This is a genomic window from Burkholderia sp. IMCC1007 (assembly GCF_027257875.1).
In the GTDB taxonomy this organism is placed as follows: Bacteria; Pseudomonadota; Gammaproteobacteria; order Burkholderiales; family Burkholderiaceae; genus Burkholderia.
In genome coordinates this window covers 89,360-104,865 of record NZ_JAPVQY010000016.1, presented here as the reverse complement: position 1 = coordinate 104,865, position 15,506 = coordinate 89,360, and the positions used below count along the sequence as shown (strand labels likewise).

At 68.1% G+C, this 15,506-nt stretch carries 16 protein-coding genes; 4 read left to right on the top strand and 12 right to left on the bottom strand.

Going from position 1 to position 15,506, the window contains the following annotated elements; all coding sequences use genetic code 11:
* Positions 1-468: 468 nt before the first annotated feature.
* The gene (locus O1Q03_RS40200) at positions 469-834 is read left to right on the top strand and encodes a hypothetical protein (protein WP_442865806.1); all 366 of its coding nucleotides are present in this window, start codon (positions 469-471) and stop codon (positions 832-834) included.
* Here O1Q03_RS40200 and O1Q03_RS16755 read toward each other — a convergent pair.
* The 8 genes from O1Q03_RS16755 to O1Q03_RS16720 form a co-directional block, all read right to left on the bottom strand.
* The gene (locus O1Q03_RS16755; protein ID WP_269504820.1) at positions 803-1,585 is read right to left on the bottom strand and encodes an SDR family oxidoreductase; all 783 of its coding nucleotides are present in this window, start codon (positions 1,583-1,585) and stop codon (positions 803-805) included. The two genes, O1Q03_RS40200 and O1Q03_RS16755, sit on opposite strands and share 32 nt — an antisense overlap.
* Positions 1,586-1,840: 255 nt before the next feature.
* A complete protein-coding gene (locus O1Q03_RS16750; protein WP_269504819.1) occupies positions 1,841-2,845 on the bottom strand; it encodes an aldo/keto reductase in 1,005 nt (334 codons plus the stop codon).
* Between the two features lie 40 nt (positions 2,846-2,885).
* Entirely contained in the window at positions 2,886-3,848 is a 963-nt protein-coding gene (locus O1Q03_RS16745) for a cyclase family protein (RefSeq protein ID WP_269504818.1), read from the bottom strand.
* Between the two features lie 20 nt (positions 3,849-3,868).
* Positions 3,869-4,984, bottom strand: coding sequence for an alkene reductase (locus O1Q03_RS16740; protein WP_269504817.1), 1,116 nt, complete (start codon positions 4,982-4,984; stop codon positions 3,869-3,871).
* A gap of 64 nt (positions 4,985-5,048) precedes the next feature.
* On the bottom strand, positions 5,049-5,855 hold the full coding sequence (gene dkgB / locus O1Q03_RS16735; protein ID WP_269504816.1) for a 2,5-didehydrogluconate reductase DkgB: 807 nt from the start codon (positions 5,853-5,855) through the stop codon (positions 5,049-5,051).
* 149 nt (positions 5,856-6,004) lie between these two features.
* A complete protein-coding gene (locus tag O1Q03_RS16730) occupies positions 6,005-6,961 on the bottom strand; it encodes an LLM class oxidoreductase (protein ID WP_269504815.1) in 957 nt (318 codons plus the stop codon).
* A 19-nt stretch (positions 6,962-6,980) separates the two neighbouring features.
* Entirely contained in the window at positions 6,981-7,304 is a 324-nt protein-coding gene (locus O1Q03_RS16725; RefSeq protein ID WP_269504814.1) for a MoaF-related domain-containing protein, read from the bottom strand.
* 28 nt (positions 7,305-7,332) lie between these two features.
* Positions 7,333-8,535: an MFS transporter gene (locus O1Q03_RS16720; RefSeq protein WP_269504813.1), complete on the bottom strand. Its 1,203-nt coding sequence runs from the start codon at positions 8,533-8,535 to the stop codon at positions 7,333-7,335.
* A 101-nt stretch (positions 8,536-8,636) separates the two neighbouring features.
* Here O1Q03_RS16720 and O1Q03_RS16715 point away from each other — a divergent pair, with 101 nt between their 5' ends.
* Positions 8,637-9,572, top strand: coding sequence for a LysR family transcriptional regulator (locus O1Q03_RS16715; protein ID WP_269504812.1), 936 nt, complete (start codon positions 8,637-8,639; stop codon positions 9,570-9,572).
* A gap of 192 nt (positions 9,573-9,764) precedes the next feature.
* Here the strand turns inward: O1Q03_RS16715 and zwf are convergent, their stop codons facing one another.
* Positions 9,765-11,240, bottom strand: a complete 1,476-nt coding sequence (gene zwf / locus O1Q03_RS16710) for a glucose-6-phosphate dehydrogenase (protein ID WP_269504811.1) — start codon at positions 11,238-11,240, stop codon at positions 9,765-9,767.
* 201 nt (positions 11,241-11,441) lie between these two features.
* Here zwf and O1Q03_RS16705 point away from each other — a divergent pair, with 201 nt between their 5' ends.
* Positions 11,442-12,020 (top strand): TetR/AcrR family transcriptional regulator, encoded by a 579-nt coding sequence (locus O1Q03_RS16705; protein ID WP_269504810.1) that lies wholly within the window; start codon positions 11,442-11,444, stop codon positions 12,018-12,020.
* 164 nt (positions 12,021-12,184) lie between these two features.
* The gene (locus tag O1Q03_RS16700) at positions 12,185-13,060 is read left to right on the top strand and encodes an SDR family NAD(P)-dependent oxidoreductase (protein ID WP_269504809.1); all 876 of its coding nucleotides are present in this window, start codon (positions 12,185-12,187) and stop codon (positions 13,058-13,060) included.
* Positions 13,061-13,150: 90 nt separating this feature from the next.
* On the opposite strand, the gene O1Q03_RS16695 is transcribed toward O1Q03_RS16700, so the two are convergent.
* The 3 genes from O1Q03_RS16695 to acuR form a co-directional block, all read right to left on the bottom strand.
* Entirely contained in the window at positions 13,151-13,729 is a 579-nt protein-coding gene (locus O1Q03_RS16695; protein WP_269504807.1) for a peroxidase-related enzyme, read from the bottom strand.
* Between the two features lie 85 nt (positions 13,730-13,814).
* Positions 13,815-14,798, bottom strand: coding sequence for an acrylyl-CoA reductase (NADPH) (acuI, locus tag O1Q03_RS16690; RefSeq protein ID WP_269504806.1), 984 nt, complete (start codon positions 14,796-14,798; stop codon positions 13,815-13,817).
* Between the two features lie 46 nt (positions 14,799-14,844).
* On the bottom strand, positions 14,845-15,483 hold the full coding sequence (acuR, locus tag O1Q03_RS16685; protein WP_269504805.1) for an acrylate utilization transcriptional regulator AcuR: 639 nt from the start codon (positions 15,481-15,483) through the stop codon (positions 14,845-14,847).
* Positions 15,484-15,506: the final 23 nt, after the last annotated feature.

Below are 15,506 nucleotides of genomic sequence, written 5' to 3'. Positions count from 1 at the left end.
CCGCGGTTGATTTCGTCACGTGTGCTTTGCCGTAGCGAAGGTTAGGCGAACGGCCCATCACGTCCCATTGGGGGAAGAGCATGCAGCGCATGTGTCAGCGCTTATATCGGCGTGTAACGGGGCTTCGTCGTCGCGGAACGCGTGTATACGCCTAGTTCGAATCCGTTAAGGCGATTATTTGAATGCGGGGGCGGCGGGCAGGGCGGGAGAGGGAGATGCATCGAATCTTGCGAACGGCTTTCAGTCAGGCTGTGCAGGCGTGTGGAGACGGCACCGTGTGACGCAATGCGCGGCCACGCGCAACGTGCATTCGGATGATGCGGGGGCCGCGCCGGCTGCGCTGGCACTCATTTTGGCCGCTCGTTGCATCGATCCGCGGTGAACTGCACGAATTGCGTGAGATGCGTGAGATGCGCGAGATGTGCGAGATGTGCGAGATGCGCGAGCTACGCGAAGTCCGCGCGGAACATGTCGGCCATCGCGGTCGAACGGGTGTCGGTTTCCGGCGGCGTGCGGTCGGTTTCGGAGAACGCGTTGCTGCTCGTCGTCAGCATCGTCATGACCAACTCGCGCGCGAGCGCGCGCGAGCGCGTGCGCGTGCGTGGCGTCGGGCCTGCCGGGCAGCGCTTCGCGCATGAACGCGCTGCAAACCTGGTTGCCCTCGGCCTTCACCGCCTGCGCGTCCAGGGCGTCGCGATCGAGCGGCGCGGCGTCGTCGAGCGCGCCGCGCAACGTGCGGACGGTCGGGAACGCCCTGCGCCCCGCCCGATCCGTGCCGCCGGGCGAACCGGCGGCCTTGGCATCACAGGCGGTAGCCGCCGCTTGCGTCGATGACCTGGCCGGTCGTCCATTGCGACGCCGGGCTCGCGAGGAAGCCGATCACGCCGGCAATGTCTTCCGGCGTGCCGACGCGGCCGAGCGGGCTCGCCGACGTCATCGTCGCGCGGCCGTCGTCGGTGCGCAGCCAGCTCGCGTTCATGTCGGTATCGACCGGGCCGGGCGCGACCGCGTTGACCACGATGCCGCGCGGGCCGAGTTCGACTGCCCAGTGGCGCGTTAGTGTGTCGACGGCCGCCTTCGCGGCAGCGTACGCGGAAATCGCGTTGAAATTGCCGCCGGCCTCGAACACGCGGCTCGACAGCACGCTCGACAGATTGACGATCCGGCCGCCGCGCGGCATGCGCTTCACGGCCTGCTGCGTCGTGAAGAACACCGCCTTCACGTTCAGCGAGAACTGGCGGTCGAACAGCTCGACCGACGTGTCGTCCAGCGTGCCGCCGTCGGCGACGCCCGCGTTGTTCACGAGGACGTCGAGCGTGGCCGGCAGGTTCTGTTCGGCGACGGCGCGGTCGAGCGCGTCGAACAGCGTCGCGACGCCGTTCGGCGCGTCGAGGTCTGCCTGGATCGCGAAGCCGCGCCCGCCGAGCTCACGGATGCCGGCGACCGTGTGTTCCGCCGCGGCGCGGTCCGCACGATAGTGGACCGCGACGATGTAACCCTGTCGTGCGAGTTCGTACGCGGTCGCGCGGCCGATGCCGCGCGAGCCGCCGGTGACGAGGGCGAGTTTCGATGCTTGCGTGCTCATTCTGAATTCCTGCAATCGCTGCAAAAAGAACGGCGCCATCGGCCGAGGCTGGCGGCGCCGGAAAGGGAAATCGTTGCTTGCTGCGGGCCATTCGTCGCGCATCGCCATGTGGACGCGCTGGCGAGCGATTCGCGACCGGCCGTGGCCGCGCGTCGCCGCCACAGGCGACGCCGCGCGCCCCGGGCCTGCGTGTCGAACCGGTTGAGCGCGCGACGCGTGCCGGCGACACGGACGTCGCACGGTTCAGCCGCCCGCTCAGCCCGCGCCGGCCGGCGTCGGTGCGTGCGCGGCGATCACGCGTTCCGCCTTCAGCGCGTCCCACAGCGCGGCCGGAATCTGCGCCGACGCGAGCCGCAGGTTCTCGTCGATGCGATCGGGCCGGCTCGCGCCGGGGATCACGGCCGCGACGGCCGGATGCGCAAGCGCGAACTGCAGCGCCACCGCGCGCACGTCGACGCCGAACCGTTCGCTGATCTGCCGGATGCGCGCGACGCGATCGAGCATCTCCTGCGTGGCCGGCTGATATTCGAAGTGAGTGCCGCCGGCGAGCACGCCGGAGTTGTACGGGCCGCCGACGATGATGCCGAGCCCGCGCGCCGCACTTTCCGGCATCAGCCGTTCGAGCGCGTCCGCATGGTCGAGCAGCGTGTAGCGGCCGGCCAGCAGGAAGCCGTCCGGGTCCGAGCGCTCGAGCGCGAGCTCGCACGGCTCGATCCGGTTCACGCCGAGGCCCCAGCCCTTGATGACCTTCTCGTCGCGCAGCCGCGTGAGCGCCTTCGCGGCGCCCGACATCGCGACGTCGAACACGTCGAGCCAGCGCTCGCCGTGGAAGTCGATCGCCGGATCGTGAATCCACACGGTGTCGAGACGGTCGGTGCGCAGCCGTTTCAGGCTCGCGTCGATCGAGCGCAGCGTGCCGTCTTCGGTGTAGTCGTAGACGATCTTGTTCGGCAGGCCGTGCTGGAACAGCCCGCCCTTCTCGCCGAGGTCGCGCTGCGATGCATCCTCGTGCTCGTCGAGCACGAGGCGGCCGACCTTGGTGCCGAGCGAATATTCGTCGCGAGGACGCCCGGCGAGTGCCTCGCCCAGGCGCAGTTCGGCGAGGCCGGCGCCATACAGCGGCGCCGCGTCGAAATAGCGGATACCGCTTTCCCAGGCCGCATCGACCGTGGCCAGTGCTTCTTCGTTCGGGATGTCCCGATACATGTTGCCCAGCGGCGCAGTGCCGAAACCGAGGCGGGACGGGAGCGTGATTCTCATGTGAACTCTCGGATAACCGGTTGACGAACGGCGCGCGCGATCAGCGGATCGCGACCGGGTTGATGTTGACCTGCGTCGAGCCGACGTACAGCGGCTGGCCGAGCACGAACAGGAATTCCCATGCCTGGTCGCGCACCAGCGCGCGGCTGTCGATCAGCTCCAGGTTGTAGATGCCGCGCTTCGCGAGCATGTACTGGTTGATCGGGAATTCGTCTTGCGTATGCGGATTCGGATAGACCTCCGACGCCCATGTGTCGCCGCCGAACGCGACGATGCCCTGGTCGGCCAGCCACTTCGCGGCTTCCATGCCGATACCCGGCTCGACTTCGAGGAACTGTTTGTTGTCGTTGCCGATCAGCTCGAGCCAGCCGGTGTTGAACAGCACGACGTCGCCCTTGCGCAGCGTCAGCCCTTCCTTCTTCAGCACGGCCTGGATGTCGGCAACGGTGAACTCGGTGCCGCCCGGCACGATCGGCTTGCCGTAGTACGCGGTCATGTCGAGCACGACGCCGCGCGTGACGATCGGCGGCACCTTCTCGACGCCGAGCTTCTTCACGCCGTCGACCGTCACGAAATCGGCCGCCTGGTTGCCGTTGTAGTAGACGTTGTCGATGCCGATGTGGCCGATGCCGTTCAGCTGCGTGCCGACGCCGGTCCACGCGTTCACGAGTTCGTCGTTGAACGTGAACTTGTTCGGGCCGAGGCTCTTGCCGGCCTGCTGGCCGACCTGCACGTTGTACAGCCGGAAGCTGCGGTGGCGGAACGCCGGCAGGTTCTTGTCCACCGGCACGGCGAGCGGATAGGTCTTGCCGGCCTTCACGAGGCCGACCGCCTGTCTGACGACGTCGGGCGTCAGCAGGTTGGCCGCGCCGATTTCGTCGTTCGCGCCGTAGACGGATGGATACCAGTCGGCCGCGGGCGCGGCCGGCGAAGCGTGCGCCGCCTGCGCTGCCGCGAGCGGCAGGAGCGCGGCGAGCGCGACCCGGGCGAGCGTGGCTTTCATTCGGGACTCCTTTGAGTGGTTCAGGCCGCGGCTTGCGCGAGCGTCGGATAGTCGGTCAGGCCCTGTGCGCCGCCGCCGAACAGCGTGTTGCGGTCGTGCGGCGTGAGCGCGGCGCCGGTGCGCAGGCGCTCGGGCAGGTCCGGGTTCGCGACGAACGGGCGGCCGAACGCGACGAGGTCGGCCCAGCCGGCGGCGATCGCTTCACGGGCGCGCTCGGCGGTGTACGCGCCGGCGTAGATCAGCACGCCGGGGTACGCGGCGCGCAGCTGTTGCTTGAACTCGACCGGCATCAGCGGCGCGTCGTCCCAGTCGGCTTCCGCGATGTGCAGGTAGCCGACGCCGAGTTCGCCGAGCAGCTTCGCGGCGGCGAGGTAGGTCGTTTGCGGATCGTCGTCGACGCAGCCGTTCAGCGTGGTCAGCGGCGCGAGGCGGATGCCGACGCGCGATGCGTCGCCGGTGCCTTCGATCAGCGCCTGCGTGACTTCGCGCAGGAAGCGCAGCCGGTTTTCGAGCGAGCCGCCGTACGCGTCGGTGCGCGTGTTCGCGTTCGAGTCGATGAACTGGTTCACGAGGTAGCCGTTCGCGCCGTGCAACTCGACGCCGTCGAAACCGGCTTCGATCGCGTTGCGGGCGGCGGCGCGGTACTGGTCGACGATCTCGCGGATCTCGTCGACGGACAGCGCGCGCGGCTCGGATGCCTGCACGAAGCCCGGCGTGCTGCCGTCTTCACCGGCGATGAACACGTTCACGCCCTGCGCCTGAAGCGGCGACGACGACACGGGTTGCTGGCCGCCGAGCAGGCTCGTGTGGCTCAGCCGGCCGACGTGCCACAGCTGCGCGAAGATGCGGCCGTGCGCGGCATGCACGGCGTCCGTCACCTTGCGCCAGCCGGCGACCTGCGACGGCGTGTGAATGCCGGGCGTCCATGCGTAACCCTTGCCGAGCGGCGCGATGTAGGTGCCTTCGCTGACGATCAGGCCCGCACTCGCGCGCTGCGCGTAATACGCGGCCATCAGTTCGTTGGCTTCGTCGCCGGGCTGGCTGGCGCGCGAACGCGTCATCGGCGGCATCACGATACGGTTCGGCAGCGTCAGCGCGCCGAATTGCAGCGGTTGGAAAAGCGGGTCCTGGGTCATGATGGTGTCCTGTCGGTGCCGCGGCCAGTTGGCCGCGGACGGGTCGATTGAGGGGGCGGTGCGCTTAGTCCCACTTCGGCGCGAGGCCGGCCGGGTCGACCTCGCGGCCGTTGCGCTCGAGCGCGGCGATTTGCGCCATGTCTTCGTCGGTCAGGCGCAGCGTCTGCGCGAGCAGATTGCTCGCGAGGTTCTCGCGCTTCGTCGACGACGGAATCACCGAGTAGCCGAGCTGCAGCGCCCATGCGAGCGCGACTTGCGCCGGCGTCGCGTTGTGGCGCTGCGCGATCGCGCCGATCACCGGATCGCCGAGCACCTTGCCGTACGCGAGCGTCATGTACGACGTCACGTGGATGCCTTCGGCGTTCAGGAACTCGACCAGCTTGCGGTTCTGCAGGTACGGGCTCAGCTCGATCTGGTTCGTCGCGATCGCGTCCTTGCCGACGGCCGCGATCGCTTCCTTCGTCAGTTCGATGTTGAAGTTCGAGATGCCGATCTGGCGCGTGAGGCCCTTCGCCTTCGCGTCGGCCAGCGCGGTCATGAATGCCTGGATCGACACGCCGTTGCCCGGGGCCGGCCAGTGGATCAGCGTCAGGTCGACGTAGTCGGTGCGCAGCTTGCGCAGGCTTTCCTCGAGGCTGGCGACCAGCTTTTCCGGTGCGTAGTTGTCGACCCAGATCTTCGTCGTGACGAACAGGTCGTCGCGGCGCACGCCCGACGCGGCGACCGCTTCGCCGACTTCGGCTTCGTTGCCGTAGATCTGCGCGGTGTCGATCGCGCGGTAGCCGACTTCGAGGCCGTTGCGGACCGAGTCGATGACGACCTGGCCTTGCAGGCGGAACGTACCGAGGCCGAATGCGGGAATGTTGCTCATGAGGTGCTCCTGAAAAGGGGTGAACCGTTGCGGTATGGAAGCCATTCTGGCGCGTCGGACTGATGAGATAAACGCCTTTAGAGGTCAAAAATATTTGATTTAAAGTCAAATATTGGCCGTGCATCCGGCCAGCTGATGCGGCGCCGGCCTCAGGCGGTGCGCGCCTGCGCGTTCGCCGCGGTGTTCGCGTGGAACGCCGGCAGCACGTCCGCCGCGATCTCCGACATCGTCTCGTCGAGCGGGCGCCGGTTGCGGCGGAAATGCAGGCCGATGTGCTGCACGCCCGCGTCGCGCATCGCCGCGAGTTCTTCCGTCAGCGCGATGCGTCCGGCGCGGGCGCCGAAGCGGTGGCGTTGCAGCGGCTCGTGCGGATCTTCCGCGAGGTCGAGGTGGATGAAGCTCACGTACGGCTTGTCGCCGGCCACCGCGCGCCAGTTCGCCGCGCGCTGCAGGTGATCGGCCGGCGTGCCCGGATACGCGAGGCAGCCGTCCATGTGTTCGCCGATCCACGCGGGCGTCTGCTGTGCGAGCCCTGCGACGAGCAGCGGCGCCGGCGAGCGCGCGGCCGGCAGCACTTCGAGACCCGGCGGCAGATGCCCGCGCGCGCCGTCGCGCAGCAGCGCGATCTGGTCGCGGAAGTTCGCGCCGCGCGACGCGAAGTCGCGGCCGAACAGCGGATATTCGACCGGCCGATCGCCGCTCGCGACGCCGAGCAGCAGGCGCCCGCGGCTCAGTTCCTGGATCGTCGCGGCCGATTTCAGCGTCAGCAGCGGCTCGCGCAGCGGCAGCACCACGGCCGCCGTGCCGAGCAGGATGTCGCGCGTGATGCCGGCGAGGTAGCCGAGATACGAGAACGTTTCGAACACTTGCGCGGCGTCGCCGAACGACGGGTCGTACAGCGGCACGTCGCGCACCCAGAGTGCGCGGAAGCCGAGCGTGTCGGCCAGTTGCGCGAGTTCCGCGTGGATCTCCAGGTCCGGCACACCGGGGTGGCGGTTGTCGTGCCGGCGTTTCGCGTTGCCGGACGGCGTCCAGTCGTTATCGAGCGGAAGCTCGACGCCGATGCTGAAGCCGCCGTCGGCAAGCTTGTCGAGTGAGGTTCGCATGGTCGGGATCTCCGTCGGTTCAGACCGCGCGCAGGCTGCCGTCGAGCCGGTAGAAATCCAGCGACGACGCGGTGAAGAACGAGCGCGACGTGCCGGCGGCGAAATCGTCGATGTGCACGACGGTTGCGCGATCGGCTTCCTGCCACGAGATCGCGTAGGTGTCGCCGGCGACGCGCTGCCACGTGTATTCGACTTCACCCTTCGCGCCCGCATACGGGCCTTCGGTGATCTCGTAGCGCATGTGGAGGCCGTCCTCGTCGTACGCGTTGAGCGCGGTGAGGCCGTCGTAACGGACTTCGAAAGTCTTGCCGGCGAACGGCGGACGTTGGGTCGATGCGTTCATGCTGATGGCTCCTGTGAAAAGGTGACGTTCAATGGGCGAGTTCGACGGGTTCGGCCGTGCGTGCCGGCAGGCCCTCGCGGCTGTCGAGACGGCCGCTCAATGCGGTGAGCGCAAACGCGCCGAGCGTGACGACGGCGGCGATCCACGGCGTATGACCGAGGCCGACGTTCGCGACGATCAGGCCACCGAGCGACGAGCCGCCGGCCACGCCGAGGTTGAAGGCGGCGATGTTGAAGCCCGATGCGACGTCGGTGGCGTCCGGCGCGAAGTGGCGCGCCTGCTTGACGACGTACACCTGCAGCCCCGGCACGTTGCCGAACGCGACCGCGCCCCACGCGAGCATCGTCAGCACCGCGAGCCACTTCACGTGCACCGTGAAGGTCAGCGCGAACAGCACGATCGCGAGCAGCAGGAAGATCCGCTTGAGCGCCTTGACCGGGCCGACGTGGTCGGCGAGCTTGCCGCCCCACACGTTGCCGAACGCCACCGACACGCCGTAGCCGACGAGCACGAGGCTGACCTGCGACGGCGTGAAGCCGGCGATCTGTTCGAGCAGCGGCGCCATGTACGTGAACGCGATCAGCGAGCCGCCGTAGCCGACCGCCGTCATCGCATAGACGAGCAGCAGCCGAGGCTGGGTGAACACGCGCAACTGGCGGGCGAGCGGCGCGGGCGGCGTCTGCGGGAGGCCGCGCGGCACGAACGCCACCGCGCCGACGAATGCGACGAGGCCGAACAGCGCGACGATCAGGAACGTCGCGCGCCAGCCGAAGTGCTGGCCGATGAAGGTGCCGAGCGGAATGCCGGCGACGAACGCGACCGTCATCCCGCTGAACATCGTCGCGATCGCGCTGGCGGCTTTCTCCTTCGGCACGAGCGTGGTCGCGATGATCGAGCCGACCGAGAAGAACACCCCGTGCGCGAGGCCGGTGAGCACGCGGGCGACGATCAGCGATTCGTAGCTCGGCGCCTGCCACGCGACGAGGTTGCCGACGGTGAACAGCGCCATCAGCGCGGCGAGCAGCGTCTTGCGCGGCACGCGGCCGGTGAGCGCGGTGAGGAGCGGCGCGCCGATCGCGACGCTCAGCGCGTAGAGGCTGACGAGCAGGCCGGCCGACGGCACGCTGACGCCGAGATCGGCGCCGATCGTCGGGATCAGCCCGACGATCACGAACTCGGTCGTGCCGATGGCAAACGCGCTGATGGTCAGCGCAAGCAGGGCGAGTGGCATGATGGGATCCAGGTTCCAGTAAGGATGGATCGCAGTGTGCCGGCTTTACTTTTGCGGAAAAACTGGTCTATAAACCAAATTGTTTTGATTTCAAATCAACAATGAAAATCACGCTCGACGAACTCCAGGCCTTTGCGGCCGTGGTCGACACCGGTTCGATCACCGCCGCCGCGCAGCAGCTCGACCTCACCGTGTCGGCCACCAGCCGCACGCTCGCGCGGCTCGAGGAGAAGCTGAAGACCACGCTGCTGCGCCGGACCACGCGCCGGCTCGAACTGACGGAGGAAGGGCGCGCGTTCCTGCAGAACGCGCGCGCGATCATCGAATCGGTCGAGAACGCCGAGGAGCAGATGCTCGCGCGGCGCGAGATGCCGTCGGGGCGGCTGCGCGTCGACGCCGCGACGCCGTTCATGCTGCACGTGATCGTGCCGCTCGTGCGCGGCTACCGCGAACGCTTCCCGAAGGTCGATCTGGAGCTGAACAGCAACGAAGGGATCATCGACCTGCTCGAGCGGCGCACCGACGTCGCGATCCGGATCGGCCGGCTCAAGGATTCGACGCTGCACAGCCGGCGCATCGGCAACAGCCGGCTGCGCATCCTCGCGAGCCCCGCGTATATCGAAGCGCACGGCCAGCCGCGCAAGGTCGAGGATCTCCACAAGCACACGCTGCTCGGCTTCACGCTGCCCGAATCGCTGAACGTGTGGCCGATCCTCGGCACGGACGGCGAGCCGTTGCGCATCGAGCCCGACATCTGGTCGTCGAGTGGCGAGACGCTGCGGCAGCTCGCGCTGGAGGGTGCGGGCATCGTGTGCCTGTCGGATTTCATGACCGCGCAGGATCGCGAGGCCGGGCGGCTCGTGCAGGTGCTTGCGCGGCACACGCTCGACGTCGAACAGCCGATCAACGCGGTGTATTACCGGAACACGGCGATTTCGTCGCGGATCGCGTCGTTCGTCGATTACATGATCGAGGTGCTGGGCGGCACCGGCGATGCGCCGACGCGGCGCAAGGCCGCGTGGATGGGGACGGTGTAGCGGGGGGGCACTGAGTTGCGGAAGCGGAAGCGGGAGCTGGTACCGACGCGGGGCGGCTCACCCGACTTCCTCGCGCCGAAGGTAACGGCGACGCGCGCGTGGGCGGGCACCGCGAGGTGACCCGGCATGCCAACGGCGCTCGGGCCGCCGGCCTGCCATCGTCGGTCGGGCGTCCCGCGCCGCTTGCTGCCGTTATGCCTCTTCCGACCACGACATGTTGTCGCGCGCGAGCAGCGCCGACGAGGCCGCCGGCCCGAACGTGCCGGACGTGTAGAGGCGCGGCCGGTCGCCGAGCTGCTTCCAGCCGTCGAGGATCGGCTCGACCCACGACCAGGCGGCTTCGAGCTCGTCGCGGCGCATGAAGTGCGTGAGCCGCCCGCGGATCACGTCGATCAGCAGCCGTTCGTACGCTTCCGCGCGCCGTTCCGGAATCGCCTGCTGCAGGTCGAGGTTCAGGCTCACCGGCACCATCTTCATCCCGCTGCCCGGCTCCTTCGCGAGCATCTGGAGCTGGATCGACTCTTCCGGCTGAAGCTGGATCACGAGTCGGTTGCTGTAGTGGCGCGGGCCGCTCGGGATGATCGAGAACGGCATGTCGGCGAACTCGATCACGATTTCCGACTGGCGGCGCTGCAGCCGCTTGCCGGTGCGCAGGAAGAACGGCACGTTCGCCCAGCGCCAGTTGTTGATGTATGCGCGCAGCGCGACGAAGGTTTCCGCGTGGCTGTCCGCCGGCACGTTCTCCTCGTCGAGATAGCCCTTGACCGGCTGGCCGTCGACCGCGCCGGCCGTGTACTGCCCGCGCACCGTGTCGCGCGCGACGTCCGACAGCGACATCGGCCGCAGCGAGCGCAGCACCTTGAGCTTCTCGTCGCGCACCGCGTCCGGATCGAGCGACACGGGCGGCTCCATCGCGACGATGCACAGCAGCTGCAGCAGGTGGTTCTGCACCATGTCGCGCAGCGCGCCGGTGTGGTCGTAGAAGCCCGCGCGGCTGCCCACGCCGACCGTCTCCGCGACCGTGATCTGCACGCTGCGGATGCTCGGCGCCTGCCACAGCGGCCCGAAGATCGGGTTGCCGAAGCGCAGCACCATCAGGTTCTGCACGGTTTCCTTGCCGAGATAGTGGTCGATCCGATAGATCTGCGATTCCTCGAAATGCCTGCCGACGTCGTTGTTGATCGCTTTCGCCGACGCGAGATCGTGGCCCAGCGGCTTTTCGAGCACGACGCGCGAGCGCGCGTCGACGAGGTGCGCGGCCGACAGGTTGTCGCAGATCGTCGTGAACAGCTCCGGCGACGTCGACAGGTAGAACACGCGGATCGCGTCGCCGCGCGCCGCTTCGGCGAGCCGCGCGTAGTCTGCCGGCGCGTTCACGTCGATCAGCACGTACTTGAACAGGTCGAGAAAGCGGGCCCACGCGTCGGCGTCGAAGGCCTTGTCGTCGATGAACGGGCGCGACTGCTCGTCCATGAACTTGCGGTAGCCGTCGATGCCCCAGTCGCGGCGGCCGACCGCGATGATGCGCGTCTCGGGCGGCAGGTTGCAGTGCAGGTGCGCCATGTACAGCGCGGGCAACAGCTTGCGGGCGGCCAGGTCGCCGCCGCCGCCGAAGATGATCATGTCGACCGGCCGGTCGGCCGCGGTCTGGGAAGGCTGATTCGTCATGGGAGGTTCGCGGTTTGAAACGGGGAACGTGAAACGAACGTCGAGGCAATCAGGCGCCGGATGCGCCGGCGCCGGTACGGCAAAACGCAATAGTGCACCGTTTTGACGGATTGCGTATGTGTTCCGCCGGATGTAACAGCGCTTGCATTCCTGATACTGGCTTGATTATGATTGAGCGCTCACTCATTAAAGGAATCGAACGTGGCCCGACCGCGCAGTCCCGACAAGCACGAAGCCATCCTGGCGGCGGCCGCGCGCGCGCTCGCCGAGGACGGCGCGACCGCGACGACCGCGCGCATCGCGCGGCTCGCCGGCGTGGCGGAAGGCACGGTGTTCACGTACTTCGAAACCAAGGATGCATTGCTGAACGCGCTGTACCTGAGCCTGAAGGCCGACATGCGCGAAGCGATGATGACCGGGTTTCCGGAACACGCGCCGGCCGAGCAGGCTCTGCGGCATGCGTGGAACGGCCATGTGGCGTGGGGCGTCGCGAATCCGGACGGTCGGCGCGCGCTCGAGCAGCTCCGCGTGAGCGGCCGCATCGACGACACGCATCGCGCGGCCGGCGCCGAAGGCTTCGGCGCGATCGGCACGCTGCTGCGCGAGCAGATCGCCGCGTCGGGCGCGCTGAACCGCGACGACGCACATGCGTTCTGCTCGGCGTTGTTCACGTCGATCGCGGAAACGGCGATGGAATCGATCGCACGCGATCCGGCGCGCGCCGCCGCGTACCGGGAAGCCGGGTTTCGCGCGCTGTGGGCGGTGTTGCACGCGGTGTGAGTCAAGGAGTTCCGCCGCGCGTGCGATTGCGCACGTGACGCCGGCGGCAGTGAGCTGTTTTTTCAGGAAGGGCGACGCGGGTCATGAAGGATCAGTTCATCGCCCATATTAATGAGTGAGTAATCATTCATTCTCATCGTTTCATCGCGATCAAGGAGCAGAAAATGTCGAAAGTCTGGTTGGTAACGGGGGCCGCACGCGGCCTCGGGCGAGCGATTTCGGAAGCCGTGCTTGCGGCGGGCGACCGGCTGGTGGCCGGCGCGCGCGATCCGGCGCGACTGGCCGATCTGGCCGAACGGTATGGCGACCGGTTGCTGCCGGTCGCGCTCGACGTCACCGACGAAGCGGCGGCCGCGCAGGCCGTCGCGGCGGCACGTGCCGCGTTCGGTCGCATCGACGTGCTGGTGAACAACGCGGGCTACGGCCATACGGCGCCGTTCGAGCAGATGGGCGCCGACGTGTTCCGCGACCAGATCGAAACGAACCTGTTCGGCGTGATCAACCTGACGCGCGCGGTGCTGCCGACGATGCGCGCGCAGCGCGCGGGGCACATCTTTCAGGTGTCGTCGGTCGGCGGGCGTACGTCGACGCCCGGACTGTCCGCCTACCAGGCCGCGAAGTGGGCGGTCGGCGGATTCAGCGACGTGCTCGCGAAGGAAGTCGCGCCGTTCGGCGTACGCGTGTGCACGCTCGAACCGGGCGGGATGCGGACCGAATGGGCCGCGCAGGCGAAGCGCGACGTCGACGCGCTGCTGCCCGATTACCAGCCGTCGGTCGGGAAGATCCTCGACCTGCTCGGCACGTATGGTGGCCACGAGATCGGCGATCCCGCGCGGATCGCGGCGCTGATCGTCGAACTATCGCGCCGCGACGACGTGCCGATGCGCTTGCTGCTCGGCGGCGATGCGCTGTTCGTGTGCGAGCAGGCCGAGCAGCAGCGCGCGGAAGACGCGGCGCGGTGGCGGGACGCGACGCTGTCCACGATGTTTCCGGACGCGAAGCTGCCGGACGGGCTCGATGCGCTGAAGGACATCGGGTAAGCGCTGCCGCCCGACGCGCACGGAAGGCAGGCGCGCCGACGCGTGCCGCCTTTCCGCGCCGATCACGTCACGATTTCCGCTGCCGGGCGTTCAGCGGCCCAGCGCGTAAAACTCCGCGTTCGGCCGCATGTTCGTCACGTTCGCGATGCGATTCGACATCCCGAAGAATGCCGAGATCGCCGCGATGTCCCACGCGTCCTCTTCGGTGAAGCCATGCGACTTCAGCGTGTCGAAGTCCGCTTCGCCGACCTGCTGAGCACTCTGCGACACCTTGATCGCGAAGTCGAGCATCGCCTTCTGCCGCGCGGTGATGTCGGCCTTGCGGTAGTTGGTCGCGACTTGATCGGCGATCAGCGGATCCTTCGCGCGAATGCGCAGGATCGCGCCGTGCGCGATCACGCAGTATTGGCACTGGTTCACGCTGCTGGTCGCCACGACGATCATTTCGCGTTCGGCCTTCGTGAGATTGCCAGGCTTGTCCATCAGCGCGTCGTGATACGCGATGAACGCGCGAAACTCGTCCGGGCGATGCGCGAGTGTGAGGAACACGTTGGGGATGAAGCCCGACTTTTCCTGCACGGCCGCGATTCGCTCGCGAATGTCGTCGGGCAGCGCTTCCAGTGCGGGCACCGGGAAGCGGCTGATGGGAGCGTTGTCTGCAGAAGTCATGAGGATTCCTGGATGAAGTGGCCCGGCCGGTCACGATGCACGAGCCGCCGGCCTGAAAAGAGACGACGGGTTGCCGCGGCGCGCGTCACGCGTTGACGTCCACGATGATGCGCCCGCGCACGTTGCCGCCGATCAGTTCGCCGGCGAGCGCAAGGGCGTCGGCGAGGCCGACCTGATGACCGATCGCGCCCAGCTTCTCGACGTCGAGATCGGTCGCGAGCCGGCGCCACGCGTCGAGCCTCTCGGCGCGCGGGCACATCACGCTGTCGATGCCGACGAGCGTGACGCCGCGCAGGATGAACGGCGCGACGGTGGCCGGGAAATCCATGCCGGCCGCGAGGCCGCAGGCCGTCACGACGCCGCGATAGCGCGTCGTCGCGCAGACGTTCGCGAGCACGTGGCTGCCCGCCACGTCGACCGCGCCGGCCCAGCGTTCCTTGCCGAGCGGCTTGCCGGGTTCGCTGAATTGCGCGCGATCGAGAATCTCGGCGGCGCCGAGCTGCCGCAGATAGTCCGCGTCCGCCGGTCGACCGGTCACGGCGACCACGCGATACCCGAGCCGCGCGAGGATCGCCGTGGCGACGCTGCCCACGCCGCCTGCCGCGCCGGTCACGACGATGTCGCCGTCGCCGGGGCGCACGCCGTGCCGTTCCAGCGCCATCACGCACAGCATCGCGGTGTAGCCGGCCGTGCCGATGGCCATCGCCTGTTGCGGCGAAAACGCCGCCGGCAGCGGCACGAGCCAGTCGCCGTCGACGCGCGCCTTCTGCGCGAGGCCGCCCCAGTGCGTTTCACCCACGCCCCAGCCGTTGAGCACGACGCGGTCGCCCGCGCGGTAATCCGGATGCGTGCTGTGCTCGACTTCGCCGACCAGATCGATGCCCGGCACCATCGGGAACTTGCGGACCACCGGGCTCTTGCCGGTGATCGCGAGCCCGTCCTTGTAGTTCAGTGTCGAATAGCCGACGCGGATCGTCACGTTGCCCGCGGGCAGCTGCGCGTCGTCCAGCGTTTGCAGCCGCGCGTGCTGGCCGGTTTCGTCCTTGTCGATCACGATGCCCTGGAACATGCGTTTCTCCTTTTTAGACCGATCGTCTAGTTAATGGCAAAAAAACTCAGTGGCGCGGCAGGCCATTGAAGAAAAACTGCGCGAACAGCTTGAGCGGCGCGTCGCTGCGTTCGAGCTTCGCGCGCAGCACGGCGCCTTCCCAGCCGATCCAGAAAAACGCGGCCAGCTCGGCGACGTCGGCCGAGGCCGCCAGCTCGCCCGCCTGTTGCGCGGCGGCCAGGCAGTCGGCCAGACGGCGCTGCCAGTCCTCGAACGTGGCGTGCAGCCGCGCGCGGAAGCTCTCGGGCAGCGCGCCCATTTCCTGGCCGAGGTTGCCGATCAGGCAGCCGCGGCTGTATGCGTAGCGGGCCATTCCTTCGCATGCATCGTCGACGAACGCGCGCACGCGCTGCAGCGGCGTGCGCTCGAGCTGGCTGAAATGGCGATCCAGTTTGCGGGCGAAGAATTCGGCGTAGCGGTCGATCAGCTCGAGGCCGAACGCCTCCTTGCTGTCGAAGTAGTGATAGAACGAGCCCTTCGGCACGCCGGCGCGGCCGAGAATCTCGTCGAGCCCGGTGGCCGAAAAGCCTTTTTCGGTGAGCACCTCCAGCCCGGTGCGCAACAGCATGTCACGCGTGGCGACGAGGTCCTCGTGTTGTCTGGGGGGCCTGCCGCGGCGGCGAGGCGGGTCGGTTCGAGCGTCCATGGGCGAATAATAGACCGTTCGTC

Excerpts from the sequence above, each read along its gene's own strand:
- O1Q03_RS40200 (WP_442865806.1), top strand. The coding sequence starts at position 469 with ATGTCGGCCATCGCGGTCGAACGGGTGTCGGTTTCCGGCGGCGTGCGG.
- O1Q03_RS16755 (WP_269504820.1), bottom strand. The coding sequence starts at position 1,585 with ATGAGCACGCAAGCATCGAAACTCGCCCTCGTCACCGGCGGCTCGCGC.
- O1Q03_RS16750 (WP_269504819.1), bottom strand. The coding sequence starts at position 2,845 with ATGAGAATCACGCTCCCGTCCCGCCTCGGTTTCGGCACTGCGCCGCTG.
- O1Q03_RS16745 (WP_269504818.1), bottom strand. The coding sequence starts at position 3,848 with ATGAAAGCCACGCTCGCCCGGGTCGCGCTCGCCGCGCTCCTGCCGCTC.
- O1Q03_RS16740 (WP_269504817.1), bottom strand. The coding sequence starts at position 4,984 with ATGACCCAGGACCCGCTTTTCCAACCGCTGCAATTCGGCGCGCTGACG.
- dkgB (WP_269504816.1), bottom strand. The coding sequence starts at position 5,855 with ATGAGCAACATTCCCGCATTCGGCCTCGGTACGTTCCGCCTGCAAGGC.
- O1Q03_RS16730 (WP_269504815.1), bottom strand. The coding sequence starts at position 6,961 with ATGCGAACCTCACTCGACAAGCTTGCCGACGGCGGCTTCAGCATCGGC.
- O1Q03_RS16725 (WP_269504814.1), bottom strand. The coding sequence starts at position 7,304 with ATGAACGCATCGACCCAACGTCCGCCGTTCGCCGGCAAGACTTTCGAA.
- O1Q03_RS16720 (WP_269504813.1), bottom strand. The coding sequence starts at position 8,535 with ATGCCACTCGCCCTGCTTGCGCTGACCATCAGCGCGTTTGCCATCGGC.
- O1Q03_RS16715 (WP_269504812.1), top strand. The coding sequence starts at position 8,637 with ATGAAAATCACGCTCGACGAACTCCAGGCCTTTGCGGCCGTGGTCGAC.
- zwf (WP_269504811.1), bottom strand. The coding sequence starts at position 11,240 with ATGACGAATCAGCCTTCCCAGACCGCGGCCGACCGGCCGGTCGACATG.
- O1Q03_RS16700 (WP_269504809.1), top strand. The coding sequence starts at position 12,185 with ATGTCGAAAGTCTGGTTGGTAACGGGGGCCGCACGCGGCCTCGGGCGA.
- O1Q03_RS16695 (WP_269504807.1), bottom strand. The coding sequence starts at position 13,729 with ATGACTTCTGCAGACAACGCTCCCATCAGCCGCTTCCCGGTGCCCGCA.
- acuI (WP_269504806.1), bottom strand. The coding sequence starts at position 14,798 with ATGTTCCAGGGCATCGTGATCGACAAGGACGAAACCGGCCAGCACGCG.
- acuR (WP_269504805.1), bottom strand. The coding sequence starts at position 15,483 with ATGGACGCTCGAACCGACCCGCCTCGCCGCCGCGGCAGGCCCCCCAGA.